Annotated in this window: 13 protein-coding genes; 3 read left to right on the top strand and 10 right to left on the bottom strand. The window is 67.2% G+C overall.

Annotated elements, in window-relative coordinates; translation table 11 throughout:
• Positions 1-148: 148 nt before the first annotated feature.
• The 9 genes from ON32_RS06365 to ON32_RS06325 all read right to left on the bottom strand — a co-directional run bounded on the left by ON32_RS06365 (position 149) and on the right by ON32_RS06325 (position 11,043).
• Positions 149-1,381, bottom strand: a complete 1,233-nt coding sequence (locus ON32_RS06365; protein ID WP_040789531.1) for a cytochrome P450 family protein — start codon at positions 1,379-1,381, stop codon at positions 149-151.
• The gene (locus ON32_RS06360; protein WP_040789529.1) at positions 1,378-2,676 is read right to left on the bottom strand and encodes a cytochrome P450 family protein; all 1,299 of its coding nucleotides are present in this window, start codon (positions 2,674-2,676) and stop codon (positions 1,378-1,380) included. Before ON32_RS06360 ends, ON32_RS06365 begins: the two co-directional genes overlap by 4 nt.
• On the bottom strand, positions 2,673-3,227 hold the full coding sequence (locus ON32_RS06355) for a GTP-binding protein (protein WP_040789777.1): 555 nt from the start codon (positions 3,225-3,227) through the stop codon (positions 2,673-2,675). The genes ON32_RS06360 and ON32_RS06355 overlap by 4 nt, the downstream gene beginning before the upstream one ends.
• A gap of 52 nt (positions 3,228-3,279) precedes the next feature.
• Positions 3,280-3,663 carry a DUF742 domain-containing protein gene (locus ON32_RS06350; RefSeq protein WP_174361603.1) on the bottom strand — a complete coding sequence of 128 codons (384 nt, stop codon included), beginning with the start codon at positions 3,661-3,663 and terminating at the stop codon, positions 3,280-3,282.
• Complete coding sequence (locus ON32_RS06345; protein ID WP_040789528.1) at positions 3,660-4,079, bottom strand: roadblock/LC7 domain-containing protein; 420 nt, start codon at positions 4,077-4,079, stop codon at positions 3,660-3,662. The genes ON32_RS06350 and ON32_RS06345 overlap by 4 nt, the downstream gene beginning before the upstream one ends.
• The gene (locus tag ON32_RS06340; RefSeq protein ID WP_083874120.1) at positions 4,076-5,575 is read right to left on the bottom strand and encodes an ATP-binding protein; all 1,500 of its coding nucleotides are present in this window, start codon (positions 5,573-5,575) and stop codon (positions 4,076-4,078) included. Before ON32_RS06340 ends, ON32_RS06345 begins: the two co-directional genes overlap by 4 nt.
• A gap of 451 nt (positions 5,576-6,026) precedes the next feature.
• Positions 6,027-6,953 carry a hydroxymethylbilane synthase gene (gene hemC / locus ON32_RS06335; protein ID WP_040789527.1) on the bottom strand — a complete coding sequence of 309 codons (927 nt, stop codon included), beginning with the start codon at positions 6,951-6,953 and terminating at the stop codon, positions 6,027-6,029.
• A gap of 90 nt (positions 6,954-7,043) precedes the next feature.
• Positions 7,044-8,075: a nucleoside-diphosphate kinase gene (locus tag ON32_RS06330; RefSeq protein WP_245550840.1), complete on the bottom strand. Its 1,032-nt coding sequence runs from the start codon at positions 8,073-8,075 to the stop codon at positions 7,044-7,046.
• Positions 8,065-11,043: a PEP/pyruvate-binding domain-containing protein gene (locus ON32_RS06325; RefSeq protein WP_245550839.1), complete on the bottom strand. Its 2,979-nt coding sequence runs from the start codon at positions 11,041-11,043 to the stop codon at positions 8,065-8,067. The genes ON32_RS06330 and ON32_RS06325 overlap by 11 nt, the downstream gene beginning before the upstream one ends.
• Positions 11,044-11,198: 155 nt before the next feature.
• Between ON32_RS06325 and ON32_RS06320 the strand changes: the two genes are divergently transcribed.
• The 3 genes from ON32_RS06320 (at position 11,199) to ON32_RS28740 (ending at position 13,432) form a co-directional block, all read left to right on the top strand.
• Positions 11,199-11,903, top strand: a complete 705-nt coding sequence (locus ON32_RS06320; protein ID WP_040789525.1) for an ESX secretion-associated protein EspG — start codon at positions 11,199-11,201, stop codon at positions 11,901-11,903.
• Between the two features lie 69 nt (positions 11,904-11,972).
• Complete coding sequence (locus tag ON32_RS06315) at positions 11,973-12,347, top strand: hypothetical protein (RefSeq protein WP_040789524.1); 375 nt, start codon at positions 11,973-11,975, stop codon at positions 12,345-12,347.
• Positions 12,344-13,432, top strand: coding sequence for a WXG100 family type VII secretion target (locus tag ON32_RS28740; protein ID WP_040789523.1), 1,089 nt, complete (start codon positions 12,344-12,346; stop codon positions 13,430-13,432). The genes ON32_RS06315 and ON32_RS28740 overlap by 4 nt, the downstream gene beginning before the upstream one ends.
• Before the next feature lie 505 nt (positions 13,433-13,937).
• Here the strand turns inward: ON32_RS28740 and ON32_RS06300 are convergent.
• Positions 13,938-14,432, bottom strand: a complete 495-nt coding sequence (locus ON32_RS06300) for a hypothetical protein (protein ID WP_157224099.1) — start codon at positions 14,430-14,432, stop codon at positions 13,938-13,940.
• Between the last annotated feature and the right edge of the window lie 750 nt (positions 14,433-15,182).

Raw genomic sequence — 15,182 nt, 5'->3', positions numbered from 1 at the left:
GTGCCCCGGACCGGTGATTCTACCGATTCGGGAGATGGCGCACCGGGATCGGCGAGTCGCGGAGCCGGGAAACACTCGGGTAGGGCGAACCGGATCTCGGGCCGGGGGTGACACGCCGGGAAACCGATCCTCGGGTCACGATCGCCGCTCAGATACCGAGCCGAATGGGGAACGCCGCCAGATCGTTCTGAGTGAGCACCGGAAGGTTCACGATCTCCTCCACCGGCACCGCGAGCCGCAGATCGGGGAAGCGCTCGAACAGCGCGGGTAGCGCGATCCGGGCCTCGAGGCGGGCCAGGGCCGCGCCGGGGCAGATATGCGGGCCGTAGCCGAAGGAGATATTGCGATTCGCGGTGGGACGGGTGATATCGAAATCGTCGGCGTCAGGGCCGTGGACCTCGGTATCGCGACCGATCGCCCGATAGGAGATGACGACGCCCTCCCCCTTTTCGATGGTGGTGTCCTCGACGGTGATGTCCTCGGTGGCGAACCGCATGAGCAGATGGTTGACCGGACCGTCCCAGCGCAGAGTCTCCTCGATCGCTGCCTCCCACGGGTAGTCACCATCACGTACCAGCCGCAGTTGGTCGGGATGGGTGAGCAGGGCGCGGACGGTGGTGAGGATCAGACTGACGGTGGTCTCGTGGCCGGCGGCAACCAGCGCCTCGAGATTACCGATGACCTCTTCCTCGGTGAGGGGTTCGATACCCGGCTCGGTGTCGTGGATGAAATCGGAGGTGAGATCGTCGGTGGGGGCGGCGGTTTTGGCGCGCACCATCCGGGCGTAGTACTCGTCGAGTTCGGCCAGCACCCGTAGGCGCTCCTCGTGCGGGGTGAGCAAAGAGAAGAACGCCTTGTAGGAGGTCAGCAGCATGTTCTGGTCGGCGGGATCGACGCCCATGAGCTCACCGATCACCCGCATGGGCAACGGATAGGCGAAGACCGATTTCAGGTCCACCACCGCGCCGTCGGATCCGGCGGCGGCGAGGTCGTCGAGGAGTTCGGCGGTGATCTGCTCGATTCGTGACCGCAGGGTGCCGAGACGGCGGGGACCCAATGCCTTGGTGGTCTTGATCCGCAACCGACGGTGTTCGGGGCCGTCGACGGTGAACATGGAGCGGCCCGCATCGATCATGCCGATCAGCGGCCACTGACGGGTCACCACCCCGGTCTGCCACAACGACCAGGCATTGATGTCCTTGACCAGTCGGGTGTCGGTGAGCATTCGACGGGCCACCTGGTGTCGGGTGACGGTCCAGGCGGGCACCCCGAGCAGTTCGATTCGGGCCAGTGCCGGACCCGCGCCGAGTTGCCGTGTCTCCCCCGCCAGGTCGGCGACCATGGGATCGATGGTCAGGGCGTGCGGACATTGTGAACTCATGGTCGACCTCCGACAGCGGGAACAGGGGTGAAAACAACCGGTAGCGAGGTCATTCCGCGCAGAAACGGTGAGGGGCGGCGCTGCAACTCGCGCTCGGGTACGGCCAGATCCAGGTCGGGTAGCCGATCGAGCAGCACCTCGATACCGGTTCGGGCGATGATCTCCGCGATCTGTTGGGCGGGGTAGGGGCAACGGAATTCGCCGTGGCCGAAAGCGAAATGCGCGGCGTTGCCGGAATGGGTGGGCTCGACGCCGTCGCCGGTGTGCTGTCGGATATGTGGGTCGGCGTTGGCGCCGGCCAGACCCAGCAGCACCATATCGCCGGCGTAGATGGTCTTGTCTCCGAGCCGGGTATCGCGGGAGGCCCAGCGGCCGACGAGGATCTGGGTGGGTGTGTCCTCCCACAGCACCTCATTCATGGCCTGCCCGATACTGTGTCGGGCACCGCCGAGCGCGACGGCGAAACGTTCGTCGGTGAGCATCAATCGCACCGAGTTGCCGATCCAGTCGGCGGTCGGTAGATGTCCGGCCGCGGTGATCGCCTGCAGATCCAGGCGGTATTCCTCGTCGCTGAACGGTTCGGGGTGGGCAAGCATCCGCGACACCAGATCGTCGCCGGGATGTGCCTGTCTCTCCTGCAGCAACTGTTGCATATGGTCGATGAAATGCTGATACGCGACGAGGGCGTCGGCTCCACCGTCGGCAAGGGCCTTCATGGTCCGCGCCAGGCGAGGACCGTCGTCCTCGGAAACACCGAGAATCCAGGACAGCACCAGAACCGGAAGCGGTTCGGCGAATTCGGCCACCACATCGGCCTGGCCACGACCACAGAAACCGTCGACGAGCCGGTCGGCCAACTGCTCGCAGATGGCGCGCAATGCGAACGGGTCGACCGATTCCAGGGCGGAATCGACCATTGCCACATGGCGGCGGTGCTCGATATTGCCACAGTGATAGATTCCTGGACTCGGGGCACCGACCATGGGTAACAGTTGCCAGTCCGGCGGAATCTTCGACCACTGATTCCACAGGGTGCGGTCGCGGGTGAACAGATCCGGGTCGGTGGTCACCTGATGCAGTTCGCGGTAGCCGATCACCAGCCAGGCCGGAATACCGCCCGGGAGTTCCACGGCCACCACCGGACCGTGTTCGCCCCGCATCCGGGTGTAGAGGCGATGCGGATCGGTGTGGAATCCGGGTCCGTCCAACAGGATCGCGTCGTCCCGTTGGGCGGGGTAGTCCGCGGCGCGCGGTATCTCCTCGGTCGGGGAAGGCTCGGTTTCGAAATAGGTCACGACAGTGGCTCCGATCCGGCGGACGAGGTCACGCGCGTCATCAGGTGTTCGACCAGGGTGATCAGGACCTGTTTGCACGATCCGCGGGAGCGGGCGTCGCAGTCGACCAGCGGTACGTCGGGGTCCAGGTCCAGCGCCGCGCGGATCTCCGCGGGTCGAGGTGATATGGGTTCGAAGTTGTTGCAGGCCACTACGAACGGGGTGTGTTGGTATTCCAGTCGGTCGATGGCGTACCAGGAATCGGCGATGCGCCGCGGATCCACCAGCACCACCGCGCCGAGGGCGCCCGCGAACAGTTGATCCCACAGGAACCAGAACCGTTCCTGGCCGGGTGCGCCGAATACGTACAACACATGCTGGGGCGACAGGGTGATCCGCCCGAAGTCGAAGGCGACCGTGGTACTGCGTTTCTCGGCAACCCCGGAGATATCGTCGACCCCCGCACCGGCGTCGGTCATCACCGCTTCGGTGTCCAACGGCAGGATTTCGCTGACCGAACGCACCAGGGTGGTCTTACCGACCCCGAAACCGCCGACGACGACGATCTTCAGCGGATACCGAGCGGTATCGTGGAGCGGGAACTGGGCTCGGGTCGGGCGACTGTCATAGGCTACGTAATCCAACGAGCACCTTCTCGAGGGTGCCCCGGTCGGGCACGGCATACCCGTGCTCGTCGGGGACGACGGGGGTGGGATGACGGACGGTGATCCGACCCGCGTGCAGCAGATCCGACAGCAGCACCATGGTGATACCGACGGGCAGACGCAGCTCGGCCGCGATCTCCACGACCGCGGTGGGGGCCTGACACATACTCAGAATCGCCGCGTGTTCGGACGGCATCCCCGGGGTCGGGTCGCATTCGCTCACCACCAACGTCACGACGTCGAAGGCGTCGGTGTCGGTATAGGCGCGACCACCGGTGAGCGTGTAGAAACGGTCGGGGACGTCGTCGCGGCCGGGTTGGTTCACGCGGCCGTGCCGGGTCATAGCGCGCTCGCCCCGCCTACTCGCGGCGGAACCGTCAGATGCTCCCCCACCTGTTCGACCAGCGCGGCCATCTGCGCCCCCACCAGTCCGGCGTCGGCCTCCTCATCCGACAGGACCGCAATCTGGGCACCCAATCCGGTACCGACCACGAACAGGATCCCACCGTCGAATTCGGTCATGGACTGCCGCACCCCGCCGCGTCCGGCGCCGAAATCGGCCGCGGCGCCGGCGGCCAGGGCCTGGATACCGGCGGCGATGGCGGAGAGACGGTCGGCCTGCTCCACCGCCAGCCCGGAGGTGTGACAGATCCGAATTCCGTCGGAGGCGACCAGCAGAGCGTGTCGAGTGTGCGGAGTGGTGTCCAACAGACGCTGGAGCAGCCAATCCAGCCGGTATGGGTCCGATGCGGTCGTCATTGGTTCTCCCGAGCGTCGAACTGGGAACTGGGGGACGGCACCGCGGCCTCGTTGCCGCGACCGGTTACTGCGCGTTGAAATGCCCCCAGCGCCGAAGGTGACGGCGGGTGAACCGGCATGGGTACGCCGGCCGGGGCGGGGGCGGGTAGACCCTCGGGATGCGCGGCGGCGAGTGTGTGGCCGCGGCGACGTTGCGGGAGCACGGGTGTGGTGGATGGGGAGCCCTGCGCCCCGACGGGGGACACGCCGGGGGCGGTCCGGGGATGAGGCGGTCCCGGGGGCGCCGGAAAACCATGTGTCCCGTGGGCTCGATCGGCCGGTTTCACCACGCTCACCGGCCGGTACTTCTCGGTCACCGGATCGGCGACGCTCGCCGGGTCGGGTGATTCGGGTGATTCCGGCGGGGCGAAGGCCTGGGGCTGCGGCCGAACGGTCTGGGGGCGGTTCTCCGGCCGGGTGGTGAGTTCGCGAGGGATGACCACCACGGCGGCCGTTCCGCCCAGGGCCGAGGGCCGATAGTTGACGGTGAGCCCGTGTTTGCGGGCCAGCCGGCCGACCACGGCGAGACCGAATCGGGTGCCGTTGAGCGAGGAGAGGTCCTGGATCGCGTCGGCGGACGATTCGGTTTTCCCGGATACCGTCTCCTGTGCGCGCCGCAATGCCGTTTCGCTCATCACGAGCCCGCTGTCCTCGATGGTGACCACCACCCCGGCCGGGACCTCGGCGGCGTAGATGTGGACCTCGGTGGTGGGTGGGGAGAATTGGCAGGCGTTGTCGACGAGTTCGGCCAGCGCGTGGATCACACCCTCGGCGGCGTGTCCGACCACCGCGATAGCGGCGACGGCGCGCAACCGCACCCGCTGGTACCCGCTCACCCGTCCCATGGCGGCCCGCAGGACGCGTTCCATTTCGATAGGTTTGGCCCAGCGTCGGCCGGTGCGGGCACCGCTGAGGATGGCGATACTGTCGGCGAGTCGTCCGGCCCGTGCCGTATCGTGGTCCAGTTTCAGCAGGTCGGCGAGTACTTCGTGTTCGGAATACCGGTGTTCGAGGTCTCGGAGCGTGGCGAGCATGCCGGTTGTCATGGCCTGCATACGGCCGGCGGCGTTCGCCATCGCCGCGGTCGCGGCTGCGCGCCGTCGTTCACTGGCCTTCGCCTCGGCCTGTCGGGCGGCCGCGGATTCCACGATGACGGCGGCCCGGGCCTCGGCGTCGGCAGCGCGAACGTTCGCCGCCACTGCCTCGGCCTCGGCGGCACGCGCCACCCCCCGGAAATACACCGCGGCGGTCACCGCGGCGCAGACGAGTGCGGCGGCGATGGTCATCCAGACCGTGGTCAACACTCGCACGGATTCGGGCACCGAAACAATCGCGGCCACAATGGGGCCCGTACTCACCAATACGCATACCCCGAGCGCCGGTAGCGGTCCCTGCCATATGATCGGGGAGCGATCCGTGATCTCACGGATGGCCGGTGAAAGCGACGACTCGGCCACGGCCCCAACTCCCCTGCCTACTTCGTGACGGCACCCCACCACGAATCAATTTTCCAAACTCGCGAAAAACCGGCTCCGACGGACGGTTTCGGATACGCGGCCGAGCATAACGCCCATTTCACGACGCTACCACCGCCGTAACAACATGCGAATAGTCGCTCACTTACCATTCATCGGAAATACGGCGGAATACCAGCGGTTATATATCCGAACTCTCGAATTCGAATAGCGGTCGATGTCTCAAACACGCCATCATATATAGGTTTAATTTCAGCTCGATCATTGCGGTACGACAGCTTTCGCGAATAATCATAGGATGATTTCGCGAACTACTGTGTGCCACAACGACGACACCCACCCGACACCGCGCCCGAGCCGACACCCCGGCCCGCGAGACCGGGTGACGCGAATCGGGAGCGGTTCGGTGCGGTATGGATCAGTGCGGTGTGGATCAGTGAGGTATGGAATCAATGAGTGCGCGCGCGCCCTGGCGCAACAGATCCGAGCCGACGAAGAAGCCCAGAGCCTGCGGATCCTCCGGCACACCCCAATGGTGCGAATCCAACCACCGCGTGCCGTCGAGGTCGAACACCTTGCCGCGCAACGAGAGCCGTCCCGTCGCCTCGACGGTGCAGACACCGGCGATGGGCGAATTGCAATGGCCCTGTAGGGCGTGCAGCATGGCCCGTTCGGCGTCGGCACGGCGGCGGGTGGTCGGATCGTCGAGCCGACCGGCCAGCTCGAGCAGTTCGGTGTCGTCGTCCCGGCAGACGAGAGCGATGATGCCGGCGCCGATGGGCGGGCACATGACCTCGATGGGCAGTATCTCGGCAATACGTTCCGGCCTGCCCACCCGATGCAGACCCGCCACCGCCGCGACGAGGGCGTCGTAATGCCCCGCCTCCAGCCGAGCGAGGCGGGTATTGATATTGCCGCGCAACGGCTTCACCGTCAGATGCGGGTAGTGCAGGCGCAGTTGCGCGGCACGTCGGACCGAGCTGGTGCCGATCACCGCCGTCTCGGGTAGTTCGGCCAATGGTCGGCCGTCGCGGGTGATGATCGCGTCCCGCACATCCTCGCGCGGCGGAAATCCGGCGAACGCCAGCCCCGGCGGAATGGGAATATCGCCGGGAATGTCCTTGAGACAGTGCACGGCCAGATCCGCGTCACCGTGCAGCAGCGCGTCGTCGATCTCTTTGACGAACGCCCCTTTACCGCCCAGTTTCGACAGATCACCCATCCAACGGTCACCGGCCGAGGTGACCTTCACCAGTTCGGATTCCACCCCGAATTCCGCGAGGCCCTCCGCCACCTGCTCGGCCTGGGCCACGGCCATGGGACTGGACCGGGTGGCGATCCGAATGACGCGCTGGGACATACCGGGACGATACCGCTCACCGTTTTTCCGAAGAACACCGCCCGGGTCCACACCCCATCCGCGACCCGCGCCGCAGGTGCGGCACCGGCCTCATTCCCGGCCCGCCGACCAGTCGGAGACGGTGACCGGAGCCAAGGTCTGCGGCCCGGCGCCGGCCCGCATAGGCAGCACACACGAGCCGAGCACGATCACCGACCACGGATCCAGCTCCCGCTCCTCGGCCCAGGCCCGGGCCAGCAGGGCAGCGCAATCGGCATCGGAGCGGGGATCGAAATCCCTTGGTATCGGCGCACCGTCACGGTCGAAGGCACGCAGGACGCGCTCCAACGCGGCCGAACGATCGAATGATCGGGCCGAGGTCCGCGCATAGAGCCGGTCGGCCGCCGCGCGGGCGGCCTCCCGACCGTCCGCGCCGGTGTAGGAGCGCACCACGACCTGCGCGCGCCGCGCCTCGGAGAAATAGATCGCCATTTCGCGCAATACGTCGGCGGGGTCGTCGGGGGTGTGTACGAGATCCAACGGATGGTCGTGCCGTCCCAGCAGATACCGCAGTTCACCCGGCTTGCGCCGCGGCGGGTCGACGGCACCCGCGGCGGCCGCCAAGCGGACCGGAACGGGCAACTCCCCATCGGAGCCGGTCACCACCAACACCAGGGCATCGGAGATATCGACCGACAGGTCGACCAGCCGACGCCGTTCGGGAGAGACGATATTCCAGGCGTAATACCACAGCGCGAGCACCAGATGCCGGTCGACCGGAACGGCCGCCGCATCGAGTACGCGATAACCGTTGTCGCCCAACCATTTCAAGGTTCTCTCCACCGCTCGCGCCACAATCGCCTCGGGTTTGAGCAGTAACAACGAATGGCCGGTGGCGAAGGTCGCGGGGTCCACCCGCAAACGACTCAGCTGTTCCACACTCTCCAGGACGTAGGTATCGCCCAGATACGCCTCCACCTTCGCCCGCTGTGGGGTGAGCCGGGACAGCAATGCCCGCATCGCCTCCGCATCGGTGGAAACCGGTGGTTTTCGCGCCCCGGTCACCTCACCACGGCACGGCGCCCTCATCTGCACATCGGCCCCCTGGTCGCCGAGCCCGCGACCCACTTCCTCAGATACCACGATCGTGCTCTCCTTCGGACAACACGGTAACCGTTCCGGCTCCGCCGTCGACCCGAATTCGCATTCCGGTACGTAGCCTCGTCACGGCCCCGGACACCCGCACCACGGTCGGCACCCCGAGTTCCCGGGCGACGATCGCGATATGGGTGAGCGGGCCGGAGCGTTCGATCACCAGCGCCGAGACCGAGGGCAGTACCGCCACCCACCTCGGATCGGCACGATGGGCGACCAGAATCCCGCCCGCCGCATCCCGGGGTTCGGCCGACACCACCGCCATTCCCTCCACCACTCCCGCCGCCGACGGTGTACCGGTGAATACCGTCCCGACGGGCGCGGCCGGGATATCGGCGGTCGGCACCCATCCCGGGGCCGCCGATTCGGCCCATGCGAACGTCGGCCCCACCGTGGTGAAACGAGCCGGTGCGGCCAGTTCGGCGTCGCGGGTCCGCAGCGCCTTGCGCGTGGTGACCAGCTCGTGCAACCGATCGGTGGACGCCCCCTCGTAACAACCGCGCAGTTCCGCCTCGGTCAGGTAGAAAACATCGGCGGGATCATCGACGATTCCGCGTTCGAACAGGTCCCGGCCCATTACCCGAATAATCCGCCGCACCGTACCGAAGGCCCGAGCCCGACAGAAGCGCAACTGCTCCCGGTACGCGATACAGCGGGTGGTCTTGGCCCACAGCCGGTCGTAGAGGAGACGGCGGATCCCACGCAGGTGGGTGTCCGGATAGGCCGGAGCGGCGGCACGGCGGCCGGCGGAATCCAGACCGCATTCGATCTCCCCGACCCGCGCCAACGCGCTGCGCAGCATGACAAACAGGACCGACGGATCCTCCCGTGGATCCGGAACCTCCAGTTTCGGCTCCATCGGAGCGTAATGGCCGTAACGATCCAGGTAGGTTTCGATCTCCGCGAGGAAGTCCGTCCGGCCCGCCTCGCGCAATGCCCGATAGCCGTCCCGGGGATCGGTGGTGTTCAGCAGTTCGACCAGCGCGGGATCGGCGTGGGCGGTCCGGGCCAATGCGGTCAGAGCGCGGGTGGGTTCGGCCGATTCGACATCCAGGTCCGGCCCCATCGGTTCGAGCAGCGGCCACGTGGGGATGTTCGGCAGGAACAGCCGGGTCAGCAGGCCGATACAGGTCAGCAGGATGGCGTCGAGCACCAACAACGGACCCCAACGGCGCACCAGATCGCGATCCACCCGACGGTAGACCGCGTAGGCCTGCGCGGCATCGCGGTATTCGATGGCGTCGAAGCGGTCGTAGACCCGGTGGAAGTCGGTGCGGAACCGCCGCATCAGCACATCGATTTCGAAGAATCGCCGAATGAAGGTCGCGGTGACGACCGCTCGTATCCGAAACCGTTCGAACGGATTCCGGAAAACGAAGGGACGCAGGGTTTTCGCCATATCTTCGGGGATCGGCTCGGGCACCCCGAACATGGCCGCGAGTGCCCTTCGGGCAAGCGAACCACCGGGTGCGATGCCCATCGCGCGATACCAGTGCAGCAGGTTGTAGTAGATCCGGCCGTGGAAGTACCCGAACAGGTGGGGGGTCCAGTCGTCGGCCTGTCGGAGTTGTTCGTCGGGCACTCCCAACGACGCCATGTACTCGCGGTACATCCGGCCGTGGATATCGGCGACGGTGGTGAAGGTGAGCGGTGAGGTTGTGCCATCGAAACCCTCGACGAGGGGGAAATCGTCCCAGATCCGTGACTCACCGGCAGACAGGTCTTCCCCGGCGCCCATGATCCGAGCCCGCCGCACCGTTTCGCGGTCGACGGCGGCCGGCGGACCGGTAGCGCCGCTGTCCGGTGCACCTGTCGCCCGCCCGGGCGCGAGTGAAACCTCCACGGCCGGTGGCACTTCACCCGGACTCCCGGCAGCGGACGCGGTGATCGGGCAGGTCCGCGGAAACCAGAATCCGTCCACGTCGAGCGCCCATTCGATCTCCTGCGGGCTTCCGAGACGAGCGGCCGCCGTCCTGGCACGCTCGACCAATTCGCCGACCTCGGAATCGGTCAATACCGGCTTCCCACGTCGCTCGGCGAGAAGTTTCTCGGTCACCACACCGTCTTCTCCGATGGGGTGGTACGCGACATTCCGGTCGCCCACCGCTGTCCGCACCACGGCCCCGGCCGCGTCCACCACCACCGAATCGGCGTCGACCGCCTCCGCTCCCGACCCGTAGACCACGCTGATCACCGACTCGTCCGCGGTTCCCGTCACCGGATTCGCGGTGGACACGGTCCCGCTCGCCCGCGCCGCCACCAACCGCTGCAACACCACCGCGATCCGCGTGACCGGAGGCCGCCCGCGGGTGAACGCGTACCGCACGGACCGTTCGGAGAAGACCGAGGCCCAGCAGTCCCGCACCCGACGCAATACGGCGTCCACCCCATCGACATCGAGAAAAGCGTCGAACACCCCCGCATACGAGTCGTCGCTGTCTTCTTCTCCCACCACCGATGGACGCACCGCAACCGCCCCGCCGCCGACCCGTTGATACGCCTCGACCACCACCGCCCGAACCGACTCGGGCAACTCGGTGTCGATGATGGCGGCCCGTATTCGAGCGGCGGCGGCCAGTGCCGCCGCCGAATCCGGCACCCGGGCATACGTCGAAATCCACTCGTCGAGCCCGCCCACCGCGGAGACCTTTCCGCGTTCCGGTCCGCCATCGAGCACGGTCGACGGCACATCGGTGAGAAAGGCCGCGAATACCTCGGTCCCGAGCACGGCCCACTCCGGCACTCGGAGACCGGCCGTTTGTAATGTGTACAGACTCTCGCTCGTCCTGCCGCCCGAGGTCGCCACCGAAACCGCGTCGCTCCACGGTCCGAGAACCTGCACGCCGGCCTCCATTCCGATCGCCGTACCGTCGAGGACTCCCTTTTCGAGTCGACCCGAGAGGGCGCGGGGTATCGGGTGTTCGGGACTTGTGTCGGCCTTCGAGATCTCGGGCATCGACACTGCGTCACAAGGGAGATCCCTGGCGCGACCGTACCGCAAAAGACCGTTTCGCACGGCCACACCGACATATTCGTGGACCTGTCACCGGCCCGTTAGGCTGTGGAGGGCTCGGTGGTGGTGACGGCGGAGTCGACGAAGGGACGAGTGGTATGAATTGGACCTTCACACCCGACGAATTCGCCCATATCTGGCGCGAAACCGACCTGGACCGCATCCCGTACCCGTTGCGGATTCTGGAAACTCCCCGCACCGATCGCGATGCCGAGGTCCTGCGCGCCGAACTCGACCGACGTCTACCCCTCGGCGGCGATCCCGATCTGTCCGCCTGTCTGCGCATTCTCGCCGCACCGCACACCCGGATGGTCGCCATCGGCGAGACCGCCGGGCCGAGCGGTGAGATCCGCGCCCTGGCCTGCACCGTCTACGACCGCGCGGTCCTCGCCGTCCAGGAACCGGGCCGGACACCCGACTTCGGCGGGTCGGTCCGGGTATCCATCGGCCACAGCTCCCGGCTCGGCACCCGCTTCACCGCCCTGCTCCCGGCCGCCCCACCGGGACGCCAACCGTCCCGCACGGCCTCGGCGACGGCGGTCCGGGACGAGGAAACCGTCGTCCCCACCGATCCCGCCGCACCACGGATCCGCAGGCTGCTTCGGGCCCGGCACACCGCTCGGGGACATATCCGCATCGAGACCCGACTCGACCGCCCCATCCCGCCCCCACCGTTGCACTACACCTGGTTGGACGTGGCGGACGATGGCCGCTACCTGCTGCGAACCGACGAAAACGTCCATATGGCGCCCGCATCCGCCGAACAGATCGCAAACCTCCTGCAGAAACGCATCCCTTCCTGAGTCGTTCACACCCCTGCCCGGCGGACCCGGTTCCGGTTACCCTGAGTCGACCGACGGAGGGGTGTTGTCATGAGCATCGAGGACAGCCGAGCCGATATCGCCCGGTTTCGCCAGGCCGCGCATACCGGGACGGTCGAATTCGACCCGGATGCGGCCCGTCGCTGCGCCGACTTCTACGAGCAGCAGGCCGAACGTCTGATCTTCCTGCGCCGGAGTCTGGAATCGGCCGCCGAACCCCGTGGATTCGGCGGACTGGTCTCCGCACAACAGTTGCAGGCCGGTTTCGGCCACAAGGCCCGCGACGCGGCCGCCCTGCTCGACCACTACATCGAGGCCGCTTACCGGATGAAGGAGGCCTTCCTGATCAGCGGGGGTCTGTACGAGGAGGCCGACGCCGCCAATACCGCGGCCATCCACGCCCTGGAAGCGAGGATGCCGCGATGACCGGCACCGACCCGAACTACATCAGCGCCATGGAGCATTTCGAATCCATGCGCCACGAGGACATCTACGCCGCCACCCAGCAGATGGATGCCGTGGAGATCCTGCGCACCTCCGGGGCGTGGCTTCAGGCCGCCGCCGGCCTGCGCACCTCGTTCCCGCTCACCCGCGACAGTGTCGAACGGGTCATGAACGCCGCGGGTTGGGAAGGCGAGGCCGCCGACGCCGCCTACACGAGCGCCCGGAGTTTCGCCGAGTCGGTGAACGACCTGGCCGATGTTCTCGCCCAGGTCGGCACCCGGCTGGGCGCGGTGGCCGCCGCCGCCGAGGCGGTCAAACTGGCCGTCGTGCCGCCCGGCTCGTCCGGTCCGGTCGGGACCATCGCCCGGCTGCTCGAGGCCGCGAACGTCATCGACGCGCAGATGGCGCAGGAGGCGCTGCGTCAAGAGGCCGTGCTCACCATGAACATGGTGTACAAACCCGCCTACACCGCGGCCGGCACCGGTGTTCCGGCACTTCCGCCACCCCCACCCGTCCCGGAGGCCCCGGCGCCGCTCACGCCACCGCACCCGGCATCCGCGCCTCATCTGCTCTCGTCCGATGCCGGCGGGCCGAACGGCTCGGCCCCCACTCCCGATGTTCCCGCGAAGCCACCGGCAACCGAGTCCGACGCCGGCTCCCCCCATACCCAGACGACTCCCCCACAACGGGCACCCGAGAACGAATCTCCGCACACCCCCGGTGAGTCCCCGAGCACTCCACCGCCGCAGGCTCCATTCCAGGAGCCGGGTCCCACCGAGACTCCGCGTCCGGAGAACCCGGACAACGGCGAGGACCCGCCCGCGGCGCCCCCGGCGCCGGCCGAAACACCCCCGATCCCGCAGCCGCCTCCGTCGCCACCACCGCCTCCGGCACCACCGGCCCCGCCTGCACCCCCGCCGGGACCACCGCCCGTACCGGCGCCCCCGGAATCACCGGGCCCGCCACCTGTCGCGGACCCCGCCGGACAGCCCGGTGTCACCGGACCGGTGCCGGGCGAAGAGCCCCGACTCCCGGATCAGCCAGGGGTTATTCCGACACAGCCGTAGTGGCGTCTCGATCGGGGCACGGCCGGGATCGCCTACCAGGCCCCGTCAATGGTCCACGGTCGAAGCCGTTCACGGGCGGTCTTCCACGGTCCATGTCGTTCGGGCAGGTCACGCCACGGAACACCGGTTCGTGGTTTCACAGGATCGCATCGGTCACCTGCCGGTGCTCGCGCCGCCGTCGATCCCGCCCCGACACCGGTAGCAGGAGATCGATCTGCGCCTGTACACGATCTGGCAACTCGCCCCGACCAACCACATATGACAGCCGACGCCAACCGGCACAGAGGATCACCGGACAGGGCCTGGCGTCGGTCGGTAGCTACGAGAAGCGCCGAGGCCACACTTCGAGGCACGTTCTTTGCCGGCGTGACCGCCGGTCGAGTCCTTGTCCTCGTGTTTCGGCGATTACTGCCGAAACCCCGACCCGACCGGGTACTTCGTCCTCGACGACACGACTCGATCCGCTCCGGTGGAGAAAGCTTCCGGACTCGTCGAGGAGACTCGTTCAGCCGCCCGCCGACCCGCTGGGAAGACCCAGGAGGGACCCGCTGGGAAGCCCCAGGAGGGATTCGAGCGGTGAGGGGGCGGGAGGCTGCGAGTCATCCGGAACCGCACCGGTGTACCGTGCATCCCGGACCACACCCGTGTGAACATCGCCGGACTCCCAGCGCGGTGGGGGAGTCCTGTAGTAGCCCAGGCCATCGAAGGGACTGTAGTAGTAGGGCGGGTCCTGCACCCATCTGCCCGGTTCCTGCTCGGTTGGGCATTCGGTGTCCAGGCCCGCCCAGTTGTGCGGTCCCACCCAGGTATGCTGCCCCGGGACCGTGACCCACTCCTGCGTCGCTCCGAGATTCCAGCAGATCGCATCCCAGTCGATACGATAGGTCCGATCGGTGTCGTTGCGGCAGGTCGTCCCTACGCACCAGATACCGGGCGCGAGTGTATGTCGCTGCGGAGCGGGGTCGGCGGCGGCCTGCGGTGCCAGTAGCCCTGTGGCCACGATTCCCACTGCGGCAATCCCGATAGCCGTGCTCGCACGTCGATTCATGTTGTGTCAACTCCAGCCTGCGCTATACCAACTGCCGACCACGGTTGTGGCGCCGGCTTGTAATCGGCTTAACCTCGACTTAACGCCTGCTGTCCAGCACTGCTGCGGGCGGAGATCCGCGTGGAAAGGAAGACGGTACGGACCGTGGAAAACCGCGCATGAGCGGTTACGGACCTGGACCGCTGATAGGACCTGGCAGAAGGTCCTCGGTGAAGTGATCGTCAAGGACGATTCGGTCGGCGAGGCGCATGGGTCGTCTCGGTCGATTGGAGTGTGATACGAGCCCATCGGCACGCTGTCGGGGCCTGGAAAAAGGGGGCGCCACAGACGTTTCCGGAGAAGCACTCGGACGATCGGAGGGCGGACCGAGCACCAGGATGCGCCTCGCCCTTGATGGCCGTGGCCTGCCAACGCGTGCGGTGATCACCAGCGCTCGAGCCGGCGACAAACCGCAGATTCTGCCGCCGCCGGATGGGATCAACATGGCTCGTGCCGGATACGGTCGGGTGGAGCACCGAATGCCGCATCACCGACCTCACGCAATTGCTGCCGCACGGCATCCTCGCACAGAGAACCGTCCACCCCGGCGCGGTAGGTCGCGGGCAATGGCCACCGCCCGATCGAACTGCGAGACATCACCGCGCCCCGGTTCGTTGCCACCGGCATCCAGCCCGACAATGCCCCGATCCCGATACCGCACAG

The organism is Nocardia paucivorans NBRC 100373 (assembly GCF_000308675.1).
Classification (GTDB): domain Bacteria; phylum Actinomycetota; class Actinomycetes; order Mycobacteriales; family Mycobacteriaceae; genus Nocardia; species Nocardia paucivorans.
Note: the sequence above shows the minus strand (reverse complement) of the source record. Positions and strands in the feature narration are given on the sequence as shown.